General features: G+C 70.2%; 18 protein-coding genes. 5 read left to right on the forward strand and 13 right to left on the reverse strand.

All coding sequences use genetic code 11. The annotated features are described in order from the left end of the window. Nucleotides 1-5 precede the first annotated feature (5 nt). The 6 genes from AB0M54_RS23055 to AB0M54_RS23080 all read right to left on the reverse strand — a co-directional run bounded on the left by AB0M54_RS23055 (nucleotide 6) and on the right by AB0M54_RS23080 (nucleotide 4,516). Nucleotides 6-1,094, reverse strand: a complete 1,089-nt coding sequence (locus tag AB0M54_RS23055) for an FAD-dependent monooxygenase (RefSeq protein ID WP_364473588.1) — start codon at nucleotides 1,092-1,094, stop codon at nucleotides 6-8. A 63-nt stretch (nucleotides 1,095-1,157) separates the two neighbouring features. Further along, nucleotides 1,158-1,475, reverse strand: coding sequence for a hypothetical protein (locus AB0M54_RS23060; protein ID WP_364327033.1), 318 nt, complete (start codon nucleotides 1,473-1,475; stop codon nucleotides 1,158-1,160). After that, nucleotides 1,453-1,935, reverse strand: a complete 483-nt coding sequence (locus AB0M54_RS23065; RefSeq protein WP_364473589.1) for a nuclear transport factor 2 family protein — start codon at nucleotides 1,933-1,935, stop codon at nucleotides 1,453-1,455. Before AB0M54_RS23065 ends, AB0M54_RS23060 begins: the two co-directional genes overlap by 23 nt. A gap of 100 nt (nucleotides 1,936-2,035) precedes the next feature. After that, the gene (locus AB0M54_RS23070) at nucleotides 2,036-2,638 is read right to left on the reverse strand and encodes a DedA family protein (RefSeq protein WP_364473591.1); all 603 of its coding nucleotides are present in this window, start codon (nucleotides 2,636-2,638) and stop codon (nucleotides 2,036-2,038) included. A gap of 26 nt (nucleotides 2,639-2,664) precedes the next feature. After that, the gene (locus AB0M54_RS23075; RefSeq protein ID WP_364473593.1) at nucleotides 2,665-3,429 is read right to left on the reverse strand and encodes a sulfite exporter TauE/SafE family protein; all 765 of its coding nucleotides are present in this window, start codon (nucleotides 3,427-3,429) and stop codon (nucleotides 2,665-2,667) included. A gap of 187 nt (nucleotides 3,430-3,616) precedes the next feature. Continuing rightward, a complete protein-coding gene (locus AB0M54_RS23080; RefSeq protein WP_364327021.1) occupies nucleotides 3,617-4,516 on the reverse strand; it encodes a LysR family transcriptional regulator in 900 nt (299 codons plus the stop codon). 92 nt (nucleotides 4,517-4,608) lie between these two features. Between AB0M54_RS23080 and AB0M54_RS23085 the strand changes: the two genes are divergently transcribed. Further along, nucleotides 4,609-5,913 carry a lactate racemase domain-containing protein gene (locus tag AB0M54_RS23085; RefSeq protein ID WP_364473595.1) on the forward strand — a complete coding sequence of 435 codons (1,305 nt, stop codon included), beginning with the start codon at nucleotides 4,609-4,611 and terminating at the stop codon, nucleotides 5,911-5,913. Here the strand turns inward: AB0M54_RS23085 and AB0M54_RS23090 are convergent. Next, on the reverse strand, nucleotides 5,897-6,031 hold the full coding sequence (locus AB0M54_RS23090) for a hypothetical protein (protein ID WP_364473597.1): 135 nt from the start codon (nucleotides 6,029-6,031) through the stop codon (nucleotides 5,897-5,899). The two genes, AB0M54_RS23085 and AB0M54_RS23090, sit on opposite strands and share 17 nt — an antisense overlap. 61 nt (nucleotides 6,032-6,092) lie before the next feature. Then, on the reverse strand, nucleotides 6,093-7,292 hold the full coding sequence (locus tag AB0M54_RS23095; protein ID WP_364473599.1) for an FAD-dependent monooxygenase: 1,200 nt from the start codon (nucleotides 7,290-7,292) through the stop codon (nucleotides 6,093-6,095). 105 nt (nucleotides 7,293-7,397) lie between these two features. Between AB0M54_RS23095 and AB0M54_RS23100 the strand changes: the two genes are divergently transcribed. After that, nucleotides 7,398-8,276 carry a TetR/AcrR family transcriptional regulator C-terminal domain-containing protein gene (locus tag AB0M54_RS23100; RefSeq protein WP_364327009.1) on the forward strand — a complete coding sequence of 293 codons (879 nt, stop codon included), beginning with the start codon at nucleotides 7,398-7,400 and terminating at the stop codon, nucleotides 8,274-8,276. 8 nt (nucleotides 8,277-8,284) lie between these two features. On the opposite strand, the gene AB0M54_RS23105 is transcribed toward AB0M54_RS23100, so the two are convergent. The 4 genes from AB0M54_RS23105 to AB0M54_RS23120 form a co-directional block, all read right to left on the reverse strand. Then, nucleotides 8,285-8,491: a hypothetical protein gene (locus tag AB0M54_RS23105; protein WP_364473601.1), complete on the reverse strand. Its 207-nt coding sequence runs from the start codon at nucleotides 8,489-8,491 to the stop codon at nucleotides 8,285-8,287. Nucleotides 8,492-8,612: 121 nt separating this feature from the next. Then, nucleotides 8,613-9,125 carry a GNAT family protein gene (locus AB0M54_RS23110; protein ID WP_364327003.1) on the reverse strand — a complete coding sequence of 171 codons (513 nt, stop codon included), beginning with the start codon at nucleotides 9,123-9,125 and terminating at the stop codon, nucleotides 8,613-8,615. A 378-nt stretch (nucleotides 9,126-9,503) separates the two neighbouring features. Further along, nucleotides 9,504-11,480 carry an NAD-dependent DNA ligase LigA gene (gene ligA / locus AB0M54_RS23115; RefSeq protein ID WP_364473602.1) on the reverse strand — a complete coding sequence of 659 codons (1,977 nt, stop codon included), beginning with the start codon at nucleotides 11,478-11,480 and terminating at the stop codon, nucleotides 9,504-9,506. A 49-nt stretch (nucleotides 11,481-11,529) separates the two neighbouring features. Beyond that, on the reverse strand, nucleotides 11,530-12,960 hold the full coding sequence (locus AB0M54_RS23120) for an SDR family NAD(P)-dependent oxidoreductase (protein ID WP_364473604.1): 1,431 nt from the start codon (nucleotides 12,958-12,960) through the stop codon (nucleotides 11,530-11,532). Nucleotides 12,961-13,132: 172 nt separating this feature from the next. Here AB0M54_RS23120 and AB0M54_RS23125 point away from each other — a divergent pair, with 172 nt between their 5' ends. From AB0M54_RS23125 to AB0M54_RS23135, 3 genes are all read left to right on the forward strand, one after another. Next, nucleotides 13,133-13,585, forward strand: a complete 453-nt coding sequence (locus AB0M54_RS23125) for an alpha/beta hydrolase (protein ID WP_364326995.1) — start codon at nucleotides 13,133-13,135, stop codon at nucleotides 13,583-13,585. Nucleotides 13,586-13,848: 263 nt separating this feature from the next. After that, complete coding sequence (locus tag AB0M54_RS23130; RefSeq protein ID WP_364473606.1) at nucleotides 13,849-14,946, forward strand: hypothetical protein; 1,098 nt, start codon at nucleotides 13,849-13,851, stop codon at nucleotides 14,944-14,946. Between the two features lie 38 nt (nucleotides 14,947-14,984). Then, the gene (locus tag AB0M54_RS23135; protein WP_364473608.1) at nucleotides 14,985-15,581 is read left to right on the forward strand and encodes a gamma carbonic anhydrase family protein; all 597 of its coding nucleotides are present in this window, start codon (nucleotides 14,985-14,987) and stop codon (nucleotides 15,579-15,581) included. A 198-nt stretch (nucleotides 15,582-15,779) separates the two neighbouring features. Here AB0M54_RS23135 and chvE read toward each other — a convergent pair whose 3' ends face one another. Beyond that, nucleotides 15,780-16,898, reverse strand: coding sequence for a multiple monosaccharide ABC transporter substrate-binding protein (gene chvE, locus AB0M54_RS23140; protein WP_364326986.1), 1,119 nt, complete (start codon nucleotides 16,896-16,898; stop codon nucleotides 15,780-15,782). Nucleotides 16,899-16,912 lie beyond the last annotated feature (14 nt).

Here is a 16,912-nt window from a genome sequence, read left to right on the forward strand (position 1 = left end):
TGCCACTACCGGTTGAGCATCCAGTGACTGAAGGCCAGGTAGTTGGCGGCGAACTCCGCCGGCGTCGCCGAGTCCTCCACCTTCTTGGACAGCTCGTTGACCGTGCGATAGTGCGGAATCCGGTCCCGCTCGTAGGCGGTCAGCGCGGCGGGCACCCCGTCGGCGGAGGCCAGCAGCCGGGCCAGCACCAGGGCGTCCTCGACGCCCAGCGAAGCCCCTGCGGTGATGTGCGGAGAAAGTGCGTGAGCGGCGTCCCCGGCCAGGACCACGCGGTGCGACACCCACCGCGGCAACGGCGGCACCAGCATGATCTGGTTGTGCAGCACCTGTTCTTCCGGCGTCGAGGCGATCAGGGCCGGCAGGGCCGGATTCCAGCCCGTCGTGTCGAGGAACGCGGCCCGGTGCGTGGCCTGATCCTTCGCGGTGCCCTCCAGCGAATCCACGTTGAACTGGTTGACCAGCCAGTACACGGTGCCGTCGACGGTGGGCACGTACCCGCCCCGGGTGCGGTTCGCACCGAGCACGATGACCCCCTCGTCGACGGTGACGCCGGCCGGCGGCCGGACCACCGAGCGCCAGGCGTGATGGCCTTCGTGCTCGACGGCGTCGCTGCCCGGAAGCAGCAGGGATCGAACCACCGAGTAGGCGCCGTCGGCGCCGACGAGGACGTCCGCCTCGACGGTCGTCCGGTCGTCGAAATGGGCCGCCACGCCGGCATCGGTCTCGTCGTAGCCGACCAGCCGCGAGTTCAGGCGGATGTTGTCCCGGCCCACCGCGTCGGCGAGCAACTCGTTCAGCTTGGCCCGGTGCACGAGCAGGTACCGGTGGTCGTCCTCCGAGAACCCGGGAGGATGGATCAGTTCGCCCGCGTCGTCCCGGAAGTACATCTCCGCCGGCCGGCCGATGGCTCGTACCTGCTCACCCAGCCCCAGCTCGTCGAAGACCGCCAACGCGTTCGCCCATAACCCGAGCCCCGCGCCCGCCGCCCGGATCGCGGGCGCCTGCTCATGGATCACCGCCTCGATGCCCGCCCTGTGCATCGCGATCGCGCTGGTGAGTCCGACGATCCCGCCGCCGGCCACTACTGCACGCACGTGTCATACCTCCTGAATGGGCCGCGAATTCACTTCGTTCCGTGCCTGGCGCCGGTTCGGCCGTCAATGGAGCCGGGAGTGCGTGGTCGGCACCAGACGCACGGTCACCGCCTCGCCGGCCAGAAGGTCACCGAGCCGTGGTTTGATCTCGGACTCGAAAAGCGGATCGCGATGTACTCGCGCTACGACCTCTGCTCGTTCTTCATCGCTGCGGAACCCGCGGATCCAGATGAAAGCGTCTGCATCACCGGCATCGGTGAACGTGCCCGCAACAATCATCCCGTTCGCCTCGTGCAACGGAATGACCTGCTCGTCCATCCACCGGGCCAGCTCTTCGCCACGGCCGCGCACCGCCGATTCACGGCGCATCTCGTAGATCACCTGAAGCTCCTTCTCGCGCGATGTCGTACAGGTTGGGATTTCCTTCCCACGGCGCGGTCCGCACGATTGCCCACCGCCGGATCGCCCACCTCTGGTTCGCGTCGACAAGGTCGAGCCGCCAATAGCCCCGCATCGTGAGATGGTCGACGCCCGGGGTCGGGACGTGGTGATAGGCGACCATGTGGGCCCGGCAGCGCGCGGTGGCGCCGGAGACCTCGATGAGCAGGTTGGAACTCGCGTGATGCGTACAGGCGAAACCGCCGATGATCGCACGGGCCTTGGCCGTCATCTCCGGCGCCGTCAGTTCCTCGGCCGGCTCACCGGGCTGTCCCGTCAGGTCCAGCGTGACACGATCGGCGAACAGACCCTGAAAGCGTTCCCAATCCTTTTCGTCCTGGGCCCGCGCCAGATTGGCGACCACGTCGGAAATCCGAATATGGTCGATTGGCGTCACGTTCATACCGGCCACGCTAAACCGAGACGTCGGGGCAATCCAGTGCTATGTGGTAAAGCGACGATTTACCCGTACGCAATTGCAGTGCCGTCCCGACCGGCCCGATTCACGCCACCGTGTCGCGAGCGCGAATCCGGCGGATCAGCTCCATCACGCCGGACAGCAGAAGGGCGAGTCCGAGTCCGACCGCGAACGCCAGCAACGCGTTGTCCTGGAAGAGCACGCCGCCGAGGTACCCCGTCATGACGGTGTAGGCGCCCCAGGCGGCGCCCCCGACCAGGGTGAACAGGACGAACTGCCGATAGCTGTAGCGCACCATCCCGGTGGTCACGGTCACGAGGTAGCGCCCGACCGGAATGAACCTGGTGCTCACCAGGACGAATCCGCCACGGGCGGCCAGTTGCCGGGCGATCCACTCGTGCGTCGCACGTCGCCTGGAGCCGGGCGGAAGCCGCTTTCCGATCGCGGCGCTGAGCCGGCGGCCGAGCGCGTACGGAACCTGGTCGCCCAGGAAGGCGCCGACCGCGGTAGCGCCGATGACCAGCCCGAGGTTGGTGGACCCCGCGGCCGCGAAGACACCGGCGAGGATGATGACGGGCTCACTCGGGATCAGCGGGAGGAACGAGTCCAGCAAGGACACCGACATGAGGATCAGATATAGCCACGGGGACGACCCCAGCGACTCGGTCAGCGCAACCCAGTCAATCATCGAGTTCCTCTTTCGTCGGGGTGGAGTCAGATGAGCGCCCGGGTCAGGAGGACCAGGCCGATCGTCGCGCCGAAGGTGACGATGAGCGCCTTCAGCAGGCGGCCGGGCAGGCGCCGGGCCAGGGTCGCCCCCGCGTATCCCCCGGCCACCGTCGCGGGCGCCAGAACCAGAACGGCCGACCAGTTGACCGGGCCGAAGAGGGCGAACGCCGGTACCGTGACGGCTCCCACGGTCACGGTGAGGACGTTCTTGAGGGCGTTGATGCGGTTGAGCGTCTCGTCCAGCACGAGGGCCAGCGCGGCGACGTACATCACGCCCAGCGCGGCCCCGAAGTAGCCGCCGTACACGGCGCCGGCGAAGACCACCGCCTGCAGGGTGACCGCCCGCCGGCGGGGACCGAACGAGCGCGGGTGGCCGACCAGACCGCGCAGCCGCTCCTGGAAGAACAGCGTCGCCGCGGCGCCGAGCACCAGCACCGGCGCGACCAGCTCGAACGTGCGAGCGGGCGTCAGCAGCAGCAACGCGCAGCCGGCGGCCGAACCGGCGACGCAGGCGGGCAGCACCGCCGGGACGCGGCGCCACTGCCCGGCCAGGTCGGACCGGCTGCTCAGCGCGCTGGAGACGTAGCCGGGGAAGACAGAGACCGAGTTCGTGACGTTCGCCGAGATCGAGGGCAGCCCGGTCACGATCAAGCTGGGAAAGGTGATCAGCGAGCCGCCACCGGCCAGCGCGTTGATCACCCCGGCGACCACACCGGCGAGAATCAGCAGGAATACGTGTCCGAGGTCCATAGGATCCGAAATCCGTAAGAAGTTTTGATGCTCAGGGGGCATCGTCACGCTAATTCGTGTGCCGCGCGAACCCTAATGCAATTCGGTAAACCGACGATTTACCGTCATGCAATCGAAGCCGGGTGATGACGCGATCGCCATTTCATGACGAAACAGCAAAGCGCCACGAACACGGGGAGATGGCCGCCTAACCGGCGGTGAGGTCCGTGACCGCCGCCCGCACCTGGTCCCGCAGCCACGCGTGAGCCAGATCGGAGTCGTAGCGCTGGTGCCAGTTGCAGTTGATCGAAGCCGCGGGGAAGTCGGCCGGCAACGGCACACAGACCATCTTGAACGCCTCGACGAGTGGGCGGCTGACCAGCGCCGTCGTGGTGACCAGCAGGTCGCTCCGGCTGGCCGCGTGCAGGGCCATGGCGCCGGTTGTCACCGCCGCGGCCACATGACGTCGTAAGCCTTCGGCGATGAGCAATTCGTCGATCGGCCCGGTGAGGCGGCCACGCCGCGAGACGACCACGTGCGGATACGAGGCGTAGGACCGCAGGTCGAGGCGGCCGCCGCAGGGGTGCCCGGAACGCATCGCCACCACGAGGGGATCGGAGCCGAGCGTTTCGGAGCGGAACTCCGTCAGATCCGGTTGATCCTGACTGAGTTCGACATCGACCCGGCCGCGCCGCAGGTCACCGGTGTCCACGGAACTCTCGGTCAGGATGCGAAGTCGCACCCCGGGCGCCGTCTCCCCCACCCGGCGCAGCAGCGCCGGGGCCAGCGCCGTGGCGAGTCCGTCGTGGCACTGCAGCGTGAAGGTGCGTTCCAACTGCTCCAGATCCAGCGTACGGCTCGGCACCAGCACGTCATGGGCCTGGCTCAGCAGGAGGCGGACGTCCTCGCGGATCGCCGTGGCGTACGGCGTCGGAACCATCGTGCGCCCCGTGCGAACCAGGATGTCGTCACCGGTCAGCTTTCGGAGCCGGCCAAGGCTGCGGCTGATCGCGGGTGACGACAGGCGGAGTCGCTCGGCCGCACCCATCACGCTGCCTTCGTCGAGCAGGGCGTCCAGCACGACCAGAAGGTTCAGATCTAGTTGCACGCCGGTAAATGGTACTCGGGCGGAGTTTCTTCTGAAGAAAGGCGCCAGGCTCAGCGTTTGCTCTCCGTGGCCGTACGCGCCAGATTGGGTTCATGACGACCGCCCAGCAGCACCGCACCGCCGCCCGGCTCGGCGCCGCCCAGGGGGTGCTGGGCGCCGACCAGGTGCGGGAGTTCATCCGCGAGCAGCTCGACGCCGTGGACGCCGACGGGCGCAGTGTCTGCGTGCTCGTGCCGGACGGCACCCGTACCTGTCCCCTGCCTCTGCTTCTCGGCGCCGTCCACGCGGCGCTGCACGGGCGGGTGAGCCGGCTGACCACGCTCATCGCGCTGGGCACACATCAGCCGATGAGCGACGCGGCGATCGCCCGGCACCTGGGGTTCGAGGAGGGGGCGCTGGAGGCGACCTATCCCGGCATGACGGTGCTCAACCACGAGTGGTGGCGGCCCGAGACCTTCGCCGACCTGGGTACGATCCCGGCGGCCCGGCTGGCCGAGCTGTCCGGGGGGCGGCTCGGTCTGGACGTACCCGTCAAGCTCAACAAGGCGGTCGTCGAGCACGACATCGCGCTGGTCGTCGGGCCGGTCCTGCCCCACGAGGTGGTCGGCATCTCCGGTGGCAACAAGTACTTCTTCCCGGGGGTCGCCGGCCAGGACATCATCGACGTCTCGCACTGGGTCGGCGCGCTGATCACCTCGGCCGAGATCATCGGCACCACGGCGGTCACCCCGGTGCGGGCCCTGATCAACGAGGGCGCGGCGCTCGTACCCACCGAGAAGTTGTCGTTCTGCGTCGTCGGCGAGGCGGGCAGCCGCAACCTGCACTCGATCTCCTTCGGCGACACGATCACGGCCTGGGCCGACGCCGCCGAGGTGTGCGCGGCCACCCACGTCCACCACCTCGACGCGCCCGTCCGCCGGGTGATCTCCCTCGTGCCGGAGATGTACGACGACATCTGGACCGGCGCCAAGGGCTTCTACAAGCTCGAACCGGTCGTCGCCGACGGGGGCGAGGTCATCCTGTACGCGCCGCACATCACCCAGATCTCGACCAGCCACCCCGAGATCCTCGAGATCGGCTACCACTGCCGCGACTACTTCGTGAAGCAGTGGGACCGCTTCCAGCACATCCACTGGGGCACGCTGGCCCACTCCACCCACCTGCGCGGGGCGGGCACCTACGACGCCGAGACCGGTGAGGAACGCCTGCGGGTCAAGGTGACGCTGGCGACGCGGATCCCGGAGGAGGTGTGCCGCGCGGCCAACCTCGGCTACCTCGACCCCGACTCCCTCGACCTGGCGGCCGAGCAGGCGGCGGGCAGCTTCGTGGTGCCCGACGCGGGCGAGGTGCTGTTCCGGCTCCGCTCACGCCGCATCGACCTCATCGGACGACACTGACCCCGTCGTGGGCCCAGGCGTCCGCCGTCCGGGCCAGGCGCCGGACGGCGGCGGCCGTGTCCGGTGGCAGGCCGCTCGCTTCGAGGTCGGCGGCGGCCAGGGCCTCGGCGCCCGGCACGCTGGCCGGATCCGGACGGCGGTCCCGGCCACCCCGGTGAGCACGGCCACCGGCCGGCGCGCTAACGGCGGGGAAGGGCGAGGGCCGGATAGTCGCGCAAGGTGATCGCCTCGGCCTTGGCGAACTGCTTGGCGAGGAACTGCCTGGACGGCCAGCGGGTCATCATCCGCATGGAGAGCGCCCGGAGCCGGATCATCGCGCGGGACCGGGGCGCGAACCCGCTGATCCCGCCGGGCGGCAGCGCCATGCCACCGGCCACGTACGCGGCCATCCGGTCCTGGTAGGCGGCGAAGGCCTGCTCCGGTCCGTCGGCCTCGGCCAGCTCACCGGCCAGCACGTAGGCGCCGACCAGGCCGAAGCTGGTGCCCATCCCGGCCAGCGGCGAACCGCAGTAGCCGGCGTCGCCGAGCAGCACCACCCGGCCGCGCCACCAGCGGTCCACCCGGACCTGGCTGATCGAGTCGAAGTAGAAGTCGCCGGCGCCCGGCATCGCCGCCAGCAGCTCGTCGACCCGCCAGCCGGCGCCGGACATCCGCTCGGCCAGAACCCGCTGCTCCTCGGCCCGCGACAGCCGGTCGAAGCGTGGCTCGGGCTCGCGGAAGGACAGCGAGGCGTTGGCGGTGCCGCCCCGCTCCGGGCGCACGTTCGCGACCCGGCCGCCGGGCGCGTTGTACATCAGCAGCCAGTGGTCGAGGTCGCCCGGATCAGGAACGCTGAAGTACGCCGAGTACGCGCCCAGAAAGCGGACGTAGCGCTCGTCCGGGCCGAAGGCGAGGCCCCGGACGCCGGAACGCACACCGTCGGCGCCGACCACCAGGTCGTACCTCTCGCTCGTCCCGCCGGCGAACGTGACGTCGACGCCGTCGCGGTCCTGGGTCAGCGCGGTGATCCGGTCGCCGAAGCGGTAGCCGGCCTGGCCGCTGGTGGCGTCGAGGAGGATGCGGGCCAGGTCGCCGCGGGCGATCTCGATCTCGGCCACGATGCCCTCACCGCCGAACGCGTCGACCGGCAACTCGGCGAGCCGGCGCCCACGGCCGTCGATCAGGGCGCACCCACGCTCGTCGACCTGCTGCTCGCGGATCCGCTCGCGCAGACCCATGAGCTCCACGACACCCCGGGCGACGCCCCGGATGTCGACGGCGTGGCCGCCCGGGCGCGGCCGCTCGGTGCGTTCGACGACGGTCACCTCGGCGCCCGCCCGGTGCAGCCACAGTGCCAGAGCCGGCCCGGCGATGCCGGCGCCGGAGATCAGTACACGCATGTCCCCGCTCCTCTGCGTACTCTGTACATCGATGGCCAGGACGCTAGGCAGGAGCGGCGGTCCGGGGCAAAAATCGTACTAGTACGGGACGGCTGGTGTACTACCGTGGAGGCTCCCTATCGGAGGATTGTCGCCGACATCCGGCGGCAGATCGAGAACGGCTCGCTGCGCCCCGGTGACCGGGTCCCGTCGGCCCGGGCGATCACCCGCGAGTGGGGTGTCGCCGTCGCCACCGCGACCAAGGCCCACGCCGCCCTGCGGGAGGCCGGCCTGACCGTCGGCCGCCCCGGGGTCGGCACCGTGGTCGCGAGCCCGGTGCGCGACGCCGAGCTCAGCCGCGACCGGGTGATCACCGCGGCGGTGCGGATCGCCGACCGGGACGGCATGGCCGACGTCTCCATGCGCCGCATCGCCACCACGCTGAACGTGGCCACCATGTCCCTCTACCGGCACGTACCGAGCCGTGACGACCTGGTCACCGGCATGATCGACGCGGCCCTGGGCGACCTGCCCGGCACCCTCCGCAACACCGGCGACTGGCGGGCCGACCTGCAACGATGCGCCCGCGCCCTGTGGGCGGTCTTCCAGCGGCACCCGTGGCTCGGCCCGTCGATGTCGCTGACCCGCCCCCAGCCGGCGCCGAACGCGATGCACCTCGGCGAGTGGATGATGGGCGCGCTCGACCGGACCGGGCTGGCCGTCACCGACCGGATGCTCGTGCAGGTGCTGATCTTCAGCTTCGTCCGCGGCGTCGCCAGTGGCCTCGAACCGGAGGCGCAGGCCTTCCGCGACACCGGCCTGACCGACGACGAGTGGATGGAACGCCAGGGCCCGGCCTTCCAGCGCCTGGCCGCCCGCCAACCGGTGCCGCACTACGAGCAGCTGATCAACCTGGACTCCGACTTCGAGTTCGACCTGGACGTCCTCTTCGAGTTCGGCCTGGCCCGCCTCCTCGACGGCCTGGCCGTCCTGATCGACCGCTGATGGGCCGGTCAGCGGCCGGTGGGCGGTGACACCAGCCCGATGACGGCGGTCACGACCAGCGCCAGGGCGGCCACCAGGGCGACCACCGGCAGCACGGCCGCGCCCTCGGTCAGCACCCGATAGCCGGTGGTGAGGATGAGCACCAACCCGACGACGAGGTAGAACGCGCTCATCGGCCGGGTGCGGGGAATGACATGAAACCGGCGGTCACTCATGCGAACACTCCTTGTGGTTGCCGATACCGGATCTCATCCCAGGTTCCCGAACGCCCGGACGCGGAACGACCCACTCTCGACGGATCTTGCTCGTCGACCCGTGGTACGAAAGGACCACCGGTCACGGTCTGGGGTCGCCGCGAAGCAGGCTGTAGACGACCATGTCGTGCCAGGCGCCCTTCCGGAACTGCGCGTGCCGGGCGATGCCCTCGCGCTGGAAACCGGCCTTCTCCAGGCCCCGGAGCGCGGCACGGTTCCCGACGTCGGTCTCCGCCTGCAACCGCTCGAACGTCGTGGTGTCGAACAGGTAGTTCGCCAGCAGCGTCAGCGCGGGGCCGCCCACCCCACGGCCGCGGAATCCGGGGTTCAGCCGCATCCCGACATTCAACGCGCGGGACGGCGGATTCGGCCCGTGCGGCACCGGGAGCCATGAGGCCCGGCCGGCCACCGCGCCGTCGGCGTCCTCGATCACCAGGGTGCCGGTGTCGTAGCCGATCAGCCCGTCGGCGGCGAAGGCCCGCTCCAGCGCGTTGGTGGCGACGAAGCCGAAGGTGTCGATCGGATCGTCCCCATGGTCGACGAGCAGCAGGGGCAGATCTTCACGCCGGACAGCTCGTAGTTTGACTCCAACCATCCGCCGATGATGCGGGCGCGGTGGCATCAGCCGCCACACCGGGGCGCGAACATGCCACGCCGTCTGCCCCGATCTCCCGGATTCCGGGCCTCTCCGGCCTCGCGATGGCTTCGCGATGGCCTCGCGAAGGCTTCGCGATGGCGAAGCCGTTGATCATTGGCAATCACCCGGCGCGGTCGCGACCGCGGGCTCTCGTACAGTTGCCGTCGCGAGGGCGGCCAGATCGATCATCGTGAAAGGACTCGGATGAGCGACGGCCGGGCGTCCTGGGCATCGCGGCCGGCGTGACTACTCCGTGCCGTCCGCCGGCAGGCGTTCCGGCAGTCCGAGCCGGGGAACTGGTCGTCGTGAATGGTGGTGACAAACTCATCACCGGGCTCAGGCGAGCAGCTCGGCGAACTCGGCCGGGTCGATGATCGGGATGCCGAGTTTGGCGGCCTTCGTCGCCTTGGCCGTGGTCGTCTCGGAGGTGACCAGGGCGGTGGTGGCCGCCGAGACGCTGCCGCTGGCCCGGCCGCCCAGCTCCTCGATGCGCTCGCTCACCGTGGTGCGCGTGTAGCCGGGGACGGTGCCGCTGACCACGTACGTCCTGCCGTCGAGGGGTTTGTCACCCGTGGTCTCGGGGACGCTCATGGTGACGCCGGCCGCGGCCAGCCGGTCGATGACGCCGGCCATGGCGGCCAGGCCGTCGACCACGTGTTGGGCCTTGATCAGGCCCATCTTGTCGATCTCGGCGATCTCGTCGACCGTGGCCGCCCGCAACGCGTCCATCGTCTTGAACCGGGCGGCGAGCCAGCGGCCGACGCTGCGCCCGGTCATCCGGATACCCAGGCCGGTGATGACCCGGTTGAACGGCTGGGTCTTGCTGTGGTCGAGCGACGCGACCACCTTGGCCGCGTTGAGCTTGCCCAGCAGGACCACCCCGCCGGCCTTGGTGTTGCCGACGGGCAGCTCGGCCAGCTGGTCGGCGGTGAGCGCGTACAGGTCGGCGACGTCGGTCGCGAGGCCGGCGTTGACCAGCGCGACGCAGAGCGCCTCCCCCGCCCCTTCGACATCCATGGCCTCGCGGCTGCACCAGTATTCGAGCGCGTTGGTGGCGCTGCACGAGGCGGTGTGGCAGCGCCAGAGCAGGCTGGATTTGTCCCACGGTTCGCCGCACTGCGGGCAGGTCTCGGGCGGCGTCCACGGGGTGAGGCCGTGCGGCTGCTCACCGATGGGCGCGGTGACGCGCGGGATGACGTCACCGGCCCGCCACACGGCGACGGTCTGGCCGATGGCGAGGCCCTGGTCCTCGACGAACTTGGGGTTGTGCAGCGTCGCGTAGCTGATCGTGGTGCCGTCGACGAACACCGGGTCGAGCACGGCGCGCAGGGAGATCCGGCCGGTACGCCCGACCCGCACCTCGATGGCGCGCAGCACCGTGGAGCCCGTGTCAGCGGGGTATTTGAAGGCGGCCGCCCAATGCGGTGTGCGGCTGCCCGACCCGAGCCGGCGGCGGGTCGATTCCAGGTCGGCGGCGAGCACCGCGCCGTCGATCGGGAAGTCGAGGCCGCGGCGCACCTCACCGATGCGCCTGATGGCGGCGAGCGCGGCGTCGGCGTCGGCGGCGACCTGGACCTCGCCGGTGGCCAGCCGCCCGGCCGTGGGGAAGCCGAGCCCGGCCGCGTGAGCCATGCGCTCCTGGTGGGAGGGGAAGTCGCCGGAGATGTCGTACGCCGCGAAGGTCATCGGCGTCTCGTAGGTGCGGTCGACGCTGCGGATCGAACCCGCGACCGCGCCCCGCGAGTTGATGAACGCCTTGGCGCCGGCGGCGACCCGGTTCGCGCTGGCGGCCTCGAAGTCGGCCACCGTCATGTAGACCTCGCCGCGGACCTCCCCCGTCCACCCGGTGGCCAGGCGGGCGGGCAGGCCGGCGACCCCACGCAACACCTGGGCGGTGACGTTCTCACCGCTGCTCCCGTCACCGCGCAGCGCGGCCAGCACGAGCCGGCCCGACGCGTATTCCACCCGGATCGCGAGCCCGTCGAGCTTGACCTCGACCAGGCAGGGATCGCCACCGAGGCTCACCACGAACGCGCGTACCTCGTCTTCACCGGTGACCTTGCTCAGCGACATCATCGGCACCGGGTGGCGCACGTCACCGCCGCCGGACACACCGGCCGCGACCCGGGTGGTGACGCCGTGGTCGTCCCATTCCGGATGGGCCTTCTTGGCCTCGGCGATGCGGTCGAGCAGCGCGTCGTAGTCGGCGTCGGTCATCAGCACGTCGCCGGTGTCGTAGTACGACCTGGCGGCGGCCTGCGCCTGGCCGACAGCGGTGGCGAAGTCGGCGGCGGTGAGGGCGGTCTCCGTCATGCCGACAACCTACGACGCCGGTACGACAGGATCACGACGACTCACCTGGTCACCAGGCGGTCGGGGCGTAATCCTTGAGGAAGCAGCCGTACACGTCCTCGCCCTGCTCGCCGCGCACGATCGGGTCGTAGACCCGGGCCGCGCCGTCGACCAGGTCGAGCGGCGCGTGGAAGCCCTCGTCGGCCAGCCGCATCCTGGTCGGGTGCGGGCGCTCGTCGGTGATCCAGCCGGTGTCCACGCTGGTCATCAGGATGCCGTCGGCGAACATGTCCTCGCCGCTGGTGCGGGTCAGCATGTTCAGCGCCGCCTTGGCCATGTTGGTGTGCGGGTGCCCGGCGCCCTTGTAGCCGCGGCTGAACACGCCCTCCATCGCCGACACGTTGACCACGTACCGGCGCGGGAACGGCGACGCCGCCATCGCCGCGCGCAGCCGGCTGATCAGGATGAACGGCGCGGTGCTGTTGCAGAGCTGCACCTCCAGCAGCTCCAGGGCGTCGACCTCGTGCACCCGGGCGCTCCAGCTGTTGTCCGGGGCCAGGTCGGGCACCAGCCCGCCGGCGTCGATCGCGGACATCGCCGCGATCCGCTCTCGCGACGCGGACCCGGCGGTCAGCGCGAGCGCGGTGAGCGCGTGCGGGCTCAGCGCGGGGCTGGTCCCTTCCAGAGCCGCCGGGTGTACGCGCTGAGAAGCGTCATGCCCGCCCAGGTACTCCAGCTCCGGCAGCGGCCCGTCCGGCAGCCCGGCCGACTCGGCCACCTCCAGCGCGGCGTACGAGCCGGGCGAGCGGCGCACCGTCTGGGCGGCGTTGTTGATCAGAATGTCGAGCGGCCCCGCCGCGGCCACCGAATCGGCCAGCGCGACCACCTGCGACGGGTCGCGCAGGTCGATCCCGACGACCCGCAGCCGGTGCAGCCAGTCGGCGCTGTCCGGCATGCTGGTGAACCGGCGCACCGCGTCGTGCGGGAACCGGGTCGTGATGGTGGTGTGCGCGCCGTCGCGCAGCAGCCGCAGCGCGATGTACATGCCGATCTTCGCGCGGCCGCCGGTGAGCAGGGCGCGGCGCCCGGTCAGGTCGGTGCGGGCGTCGCGGCGGCTGAAGTTCAGCTCGGCGCAGGACGGGCAGAGCTGGTGGTAGAACGCGTCCACCTGGCGGTAGCGCTGCTTGCAGGTGTAACAGCCGCGGGACTGCTGGAGGAACCCGGCGACCGGCGCCTCGGTCCGCGTACGCAGCGGAATGCCCTGGGTCTCGTCATCGAGCCGGCCCGGAGCGCCGGTGGCGGTGGCCGCGGTGACAGCGGCGTCCGCGGCCAGGATGGCGTCCCGGCGTTCCCGGCGGCGCTGCTCCTTGGCGGTCTTGTAGATGGCGGCGGTGGCGCGGCGCACGCGTACCGCATCGGGGTGTTCCGGCGGCAGCGACTCGACCTCGGCCAGGACAGCCAGGGCAAGCTCGAGCCGCGCGGGGTCGATGCCGTTGATCATGGTTCCGGTGTTTCCTTCACGCTCACTGCCGTCTCACTCCGGTGCGTCGGGCTGCGCCGTCCGCCGCGGCCGCCCGCAGAACTCTACGCAGTGCCGCCGGTCACAGCCATTCCGCCCTTACCACCGATCTGCTGTTCGCGCCAGACAACCGGCGTCGGCACGCCCCACCCAGGTGGCACACGTCGCGCCGTCGACCATCCCGGTGGGCTGGCCCCTGCTGCGCAACCCGTCCAACCGGCGGCGGGCGCTGTCGCTGACGGCCCGGCAGTTCCGCTACAGCCACGGCAATGCGCTCTCCCCCGCCGAATCCGATGAGCTGCACCGGCGGTGGACCATCCCGTCGCCGGGCCGGCCGGTGTTCGAGCTGGTGTTCGCCAACCTGTCCCGCCACTCACCGGCCACGGTCGACACGGCCCGCCCGGACCGGGGACCGCTGCTCGTGATCGCCGGCGGCAAGGACCACAGCGCACCGGCGGCCGTGGCCAAGGCGACGGTCAAGCGCTACCGCGGCTCGCCGGCCGACTTTCGCGAGTTCCCCGGCCGCGGCCACTCGATGCCGGTCGACAGTGGCTGGCGCGAGGTCGCCGACGTCACGCTGACCTGGCTCGAAAGGCACCTCCGCTAACCGTTCTTGCGCTCGGCCGCGAAAGCACGGTCTGCGATCCGGTCAGCCGCTGCGATGTGCTCGCGGTCAGCTCGGTCACCGGCCTCGGGCCGCAACGGCATCTGGACCGTGCGCGGCCGCGTTGTGCGAGGTGGCGGCTGATCCGGCGCTGATCATGGCCGGAAAGGTCAGACTTGCTACCGGGCGTCATGTGCGGTCTATTGAGGTCTCGCAACGCCGGGGGTGAGAACGTGTCCGGATCACCGTACATCCGCCGTCTCTTGATGTGGACCTTGCCGCTGGTGCTGGTGATCTCGGCCGGGACGGCGGTTCCCGCTGACGCCGCGCCGCCCCGCCGATTCGTGCCGGGTGTCGACGCGTCCGGCCCGGACCACGCCTACGGGTTCGTCCGGGGGGTCAACAACCGCGGTCAGGTGCTGGTCGATGTCCGTACGCTGTGGCAGAACGGCCGGTACACCGACCTGGGGAGCCTGGGCGGTGACTACACCCGCGCCGCGGCCCTCAACGACGCCGGCGAGGTGGTCGGCGAGAGCAACCGGGCCGACGGTGACTACCACGCCTTCCTGTGGCGGCGGGGCCGGATGATCGACCTCGGCACGCTCGGTGGCACCACGAGCACCGCCCTCGCGATCGGCGTGAACGGGCACGTGGCCGGGAACGCCACGCTGCCGGACGGCTCGGAGCACGTCTTCCTCTGGCGGAACGGGGTGATGACCGACACCGGTCTCCCGGCCGCGCGCTCCAACGCGGTGCACGTCAACGCGCACGGCCAGATCGCCTTCAGCTATCCGGCCGAGAACTTCACCTCGAAGGGGTACTTCTGGGATCGGGGCCGGGCGACCGCCCTCGGTTCGCTCGGCGGCGGCGCGGTGACCGTCGTCGGGCTCAACGACCGCGGCGAGATCGCCGGGTTCGGCCCGGTCGCGTCCGGCGAGATCCACGGGTTCCGGTGGTGGCGCGGCCGGATGACCGATCTGGGGACCTTCGGCTGGGACGACGTGTTCACGTCCGGCATCAACAACCGCGGTCAGATCACCGGCACCGCCCAGACCACCCGGGGCCAGCATGCCTTCGTGTGGGAGAAGGGCGTCCTGAAGGATCTCATGGCGAATGTTCCGCAGGGGGTGGTGGGCGAGTCGTGGGGCATCAATGAGCGCGGCGACGTGGTGGGGAACAGCGTGATGCCCGACCTTGGCCGGCGGGGAACGGTCTGGCGGCACGGCCGGGTCATCCTGCTCGACACGGTCGACCGGCTGGGAAGCCAGGGCAGCTACATCAACGATCGCGGCCTGGTCGCGGGCATCGCCATCGACGAGTTCGACCCGCCGCGAGCGGCGGTGTGGGACACCGCGCGGTACTGAACCGGCGTCCCGGCCAGGACGGAACCTAGGCTGACGGCATGATGATCGAACATCGTGGCCGGCGACCCGTTGTGCCGGAATCGGCGTACGTTGCTCCTTCGGCGGTGCTGTGTGGCGCGGTGCGGCTCGGCGAACGGGTCCGCGTGCTGCACGGCGCCGTGCTGTCGGCCGAGGACGGCGAGGTCACCGTCGGCTCGGACGTCGTGATCATGGAGAACGCGCTGGTCCGCGGCCGGGAGAAACACCCCGCGATCGTCGGGGACGCGGTCCTGATCGGCCCGCACGCGCACGTGAACGGGGCCGTCATCGAGGACGAGGTGTTCGTCGCGACCGGCGCCGGCCTCTTTCCCGGCGCGGTGGCGGGCACCGGCTCGGAACTGCGGATCAACAGTGTCCTGCACGTCAACTCGCGGCTGGAACCGGGCACGGTGGTGCCGATCGGCTGGATCGCGGCCGGTAATCCCGCCCGGCTGTTCCCGCCGAACGAGCACGAGGAACTGTGGAAGGTGCAACAGACCCTCGACTTCACCGGCACGGTGTACGGCGTTCCGCCCGGCACCGGCATGCGCGCCATCATGGCGGGCCAGGTGGCGTTCTACGGGGCGCACGCCGACGATCGCACCATCACGTCCTGAGGCATGAGCCCCGTCAGCGCCCGCTCAGCGCTGCGCGACTACCGAGGCACTCGTCGCCTGCGTCGACGGCCTGCTGTTCGACCGCCTGGCCGGCGCGGGCTCCCGCCACGCGCCGGCCCCGGGTTCCGCCGCGAGCCGCCGAGATCTCGCGACCGCGGTGTCGGCCCTGCTGCGGGCCTTCGCGGCGAAGGACGACGGCTAACGCAGCTGGCTCTCCTGATAGAAGCCGCTGTCGACCAGCGCCTTCCGGTAGTTGGTCTTGTTCACGATCGCGGTGCCGAGCAACATCGACGGCACGACCTTGACGCCGTTGTCGTAGTCCTTGTCGTTGTTCGTGGCCGGCTTCTGCCCCTTGAGCACGGCATCGGCCATCTGGGCGCTCGTCTTGGCCAGGTCGCGGTAGTCCTTGAAGATGGTCGAGTACTGCTCGTCGGCGATGATCGACTTGACCGAGGCCGCCTCCGCGTCCTGGCCGGTGACGACCGGGTAGGGCTGGCCCGTGGTGCCGTAACCGTTGCTCTTCAGGGCGGAAAGAATACCGATCGAGATCCCGTCGTACGGCGACAGCACGCCGTCGACCTTCAGACCCGAGCGGTACGTGGAGGTCAGCAGGTTCTCCATCCGGTCCTGAGCGGTCTTGGGCTGCCACCGCAGGATCGCGATCTTCTTGAAGGCGGTCTGGTTGCTCGGCACCTTCAGCACACCCTTGTCGAGGTACGGCTTCAGCACCGACATCGCCCCGTTGAAGAAGAACGTGGCGTTGTTGTCGTCCGGCGAGCCGGCGAACAGCTCCACGTTGAACGGTCCCTTGGCCGAGCCCGGCGTCCCGTCGGCGTTGAGCACCTTCAGACCGGTCAGCAACGAGGTCGCCTGCTGCACACCGACCTTGTAGTTGTCGAAGGTGGCGTAGTAGTCCACATTCGGCGAGTTGCGGATCAGCCGGTCGTACGAGATGACCGGAATCTTCTTGTCCTTGGCGCTGTCCAGCTGGGTGGTGATCGCGGTGCCGTCGATCGACGCGATGATCAGCAGTTTGACGCCCTTGGTGATCTGGTTGTCCAGCTGGTTCACCTGGGTCGGGATGTCGTCCTCGGCGTACTGCAGGTCGACCTTGTAACCCAGCGCCTCCAGTTCCTTCTTGACGTTCTCGCCGTCGCCGATCCAGCGCTCCGAGGACCGTGTCGGCATGGTCACGCCGATCAGCGCGCCGGCGTTGTTCACGAACCCGGCCGGCCGGTCCACGGTCTTCTCGCTGGAACCGCAGGCGGCCAGCGCGAGGACCAGGACCGCAGCCGCGGCGAGGCGGGCGTACCGCATGAGCTTCTCCTTCT

This window comes from Actinoplanes sp. NPDC051470 (assembly GCF_040682035.1).
GTDB lineage: Bacteria > Actinomycetota > Actinomycetes > Mycobacteriales > Micromonosporaceae > Actinoplanes.

What these genes read in the sequence shown, in the direction of transcription:
- AB0M54_RS23065 (WP_364473589.1), bottom strand. Translation starts at nt 1,935, where the DNA reads ATGAACGTGACGCCAATCGACCATATTCGGATTTCCGACGTGGTCGCC.
- AB0M54_RS23070 (WP_364473591.1), bottom strand. Translation starts at nt 2,638, where the DNA reads ATGATTGACTGGGTTGCGCTGACCGAGTCGCTGGGGTCGTCCCCGTGG.
- AB0M54_RS23075 (WP_364473593.1), bottom strand. Translation starts at nt 3,429, where the DNA reads ATGGACCTCGGACACGTATTCCTGCTGATTCTCGCCGGTGTGGTCGCC.
- AB0M54_RS23085 (WP_364473595.1), top strand. Translation starts at nt 4,609, where the DNA reads ATGACGACCGCCCAGCAGCACCGCACCGCCGCCCGGCTCGGCGCCGCC.
- AB0M54_RS23095 (WP_364473599.1), bottom strand. Translation starts at nt 7,292, where the DNA reads ATGCGTGTACTGATCTCCGGCGCCGGCATCGCCGGGCCGGCTCTGGCA.
- AB0M54_RS23105 (WP_364473601.1), bottom strand. Translation starts at nt 8,491, where the DNA reads ATGAGTGACCGCCGGTTTCATGTCATTCCCCGCACCCGGCCGATGAGC.
- AB0M54_RS23110 (WP_364327003.1), bottom strand. Translation starts at nt 9,125, where the DNA reads ATGGTTGGAGTCAAACTACGAGCTGTCCGGCGTGAAGATCTGCCCCTG.
- ligA (WP_364473602.1), bottom strand. Translation starts at nt 11,480, where the DNA reads ATGACGGAGACCGCCCTCACCGCCGCCGACTTCGCCACCGCTGTCGGC.
- AB0M54_RS23120 (WP_364473604.1), bottom strand. Translation starts at nt 12,960, where the DNA reads ATGATCAACGGCATCGACCCCGCGCGGCTCGAGCTTGCCCTGGCTGTC.
- AB0M54_RS23130 (WP_364473606.1), top strand. Translation starts at nt 13,849, where the DNA reads ATGTGGACCTTGCCGCTGGTGCTGGTGATCTCGGCCGGGACGGCGGTT.
- AB0M54_RS23135 (WP_364473608.1), top strand. Translation starts at nt 14,985, where the DNA reads ATGATGATCGAACATCGTGGCCGGCGACCCGTTGTGCCGGAATCGGCG.
- chvE (WP_364326986.1), bottom strand. Translation starts at nt 16,898, where the DNA reads ATGCGGTACGCCCGCCTCGCCGCGGCTGCGGTCCTGGTCCTCGCGCTG.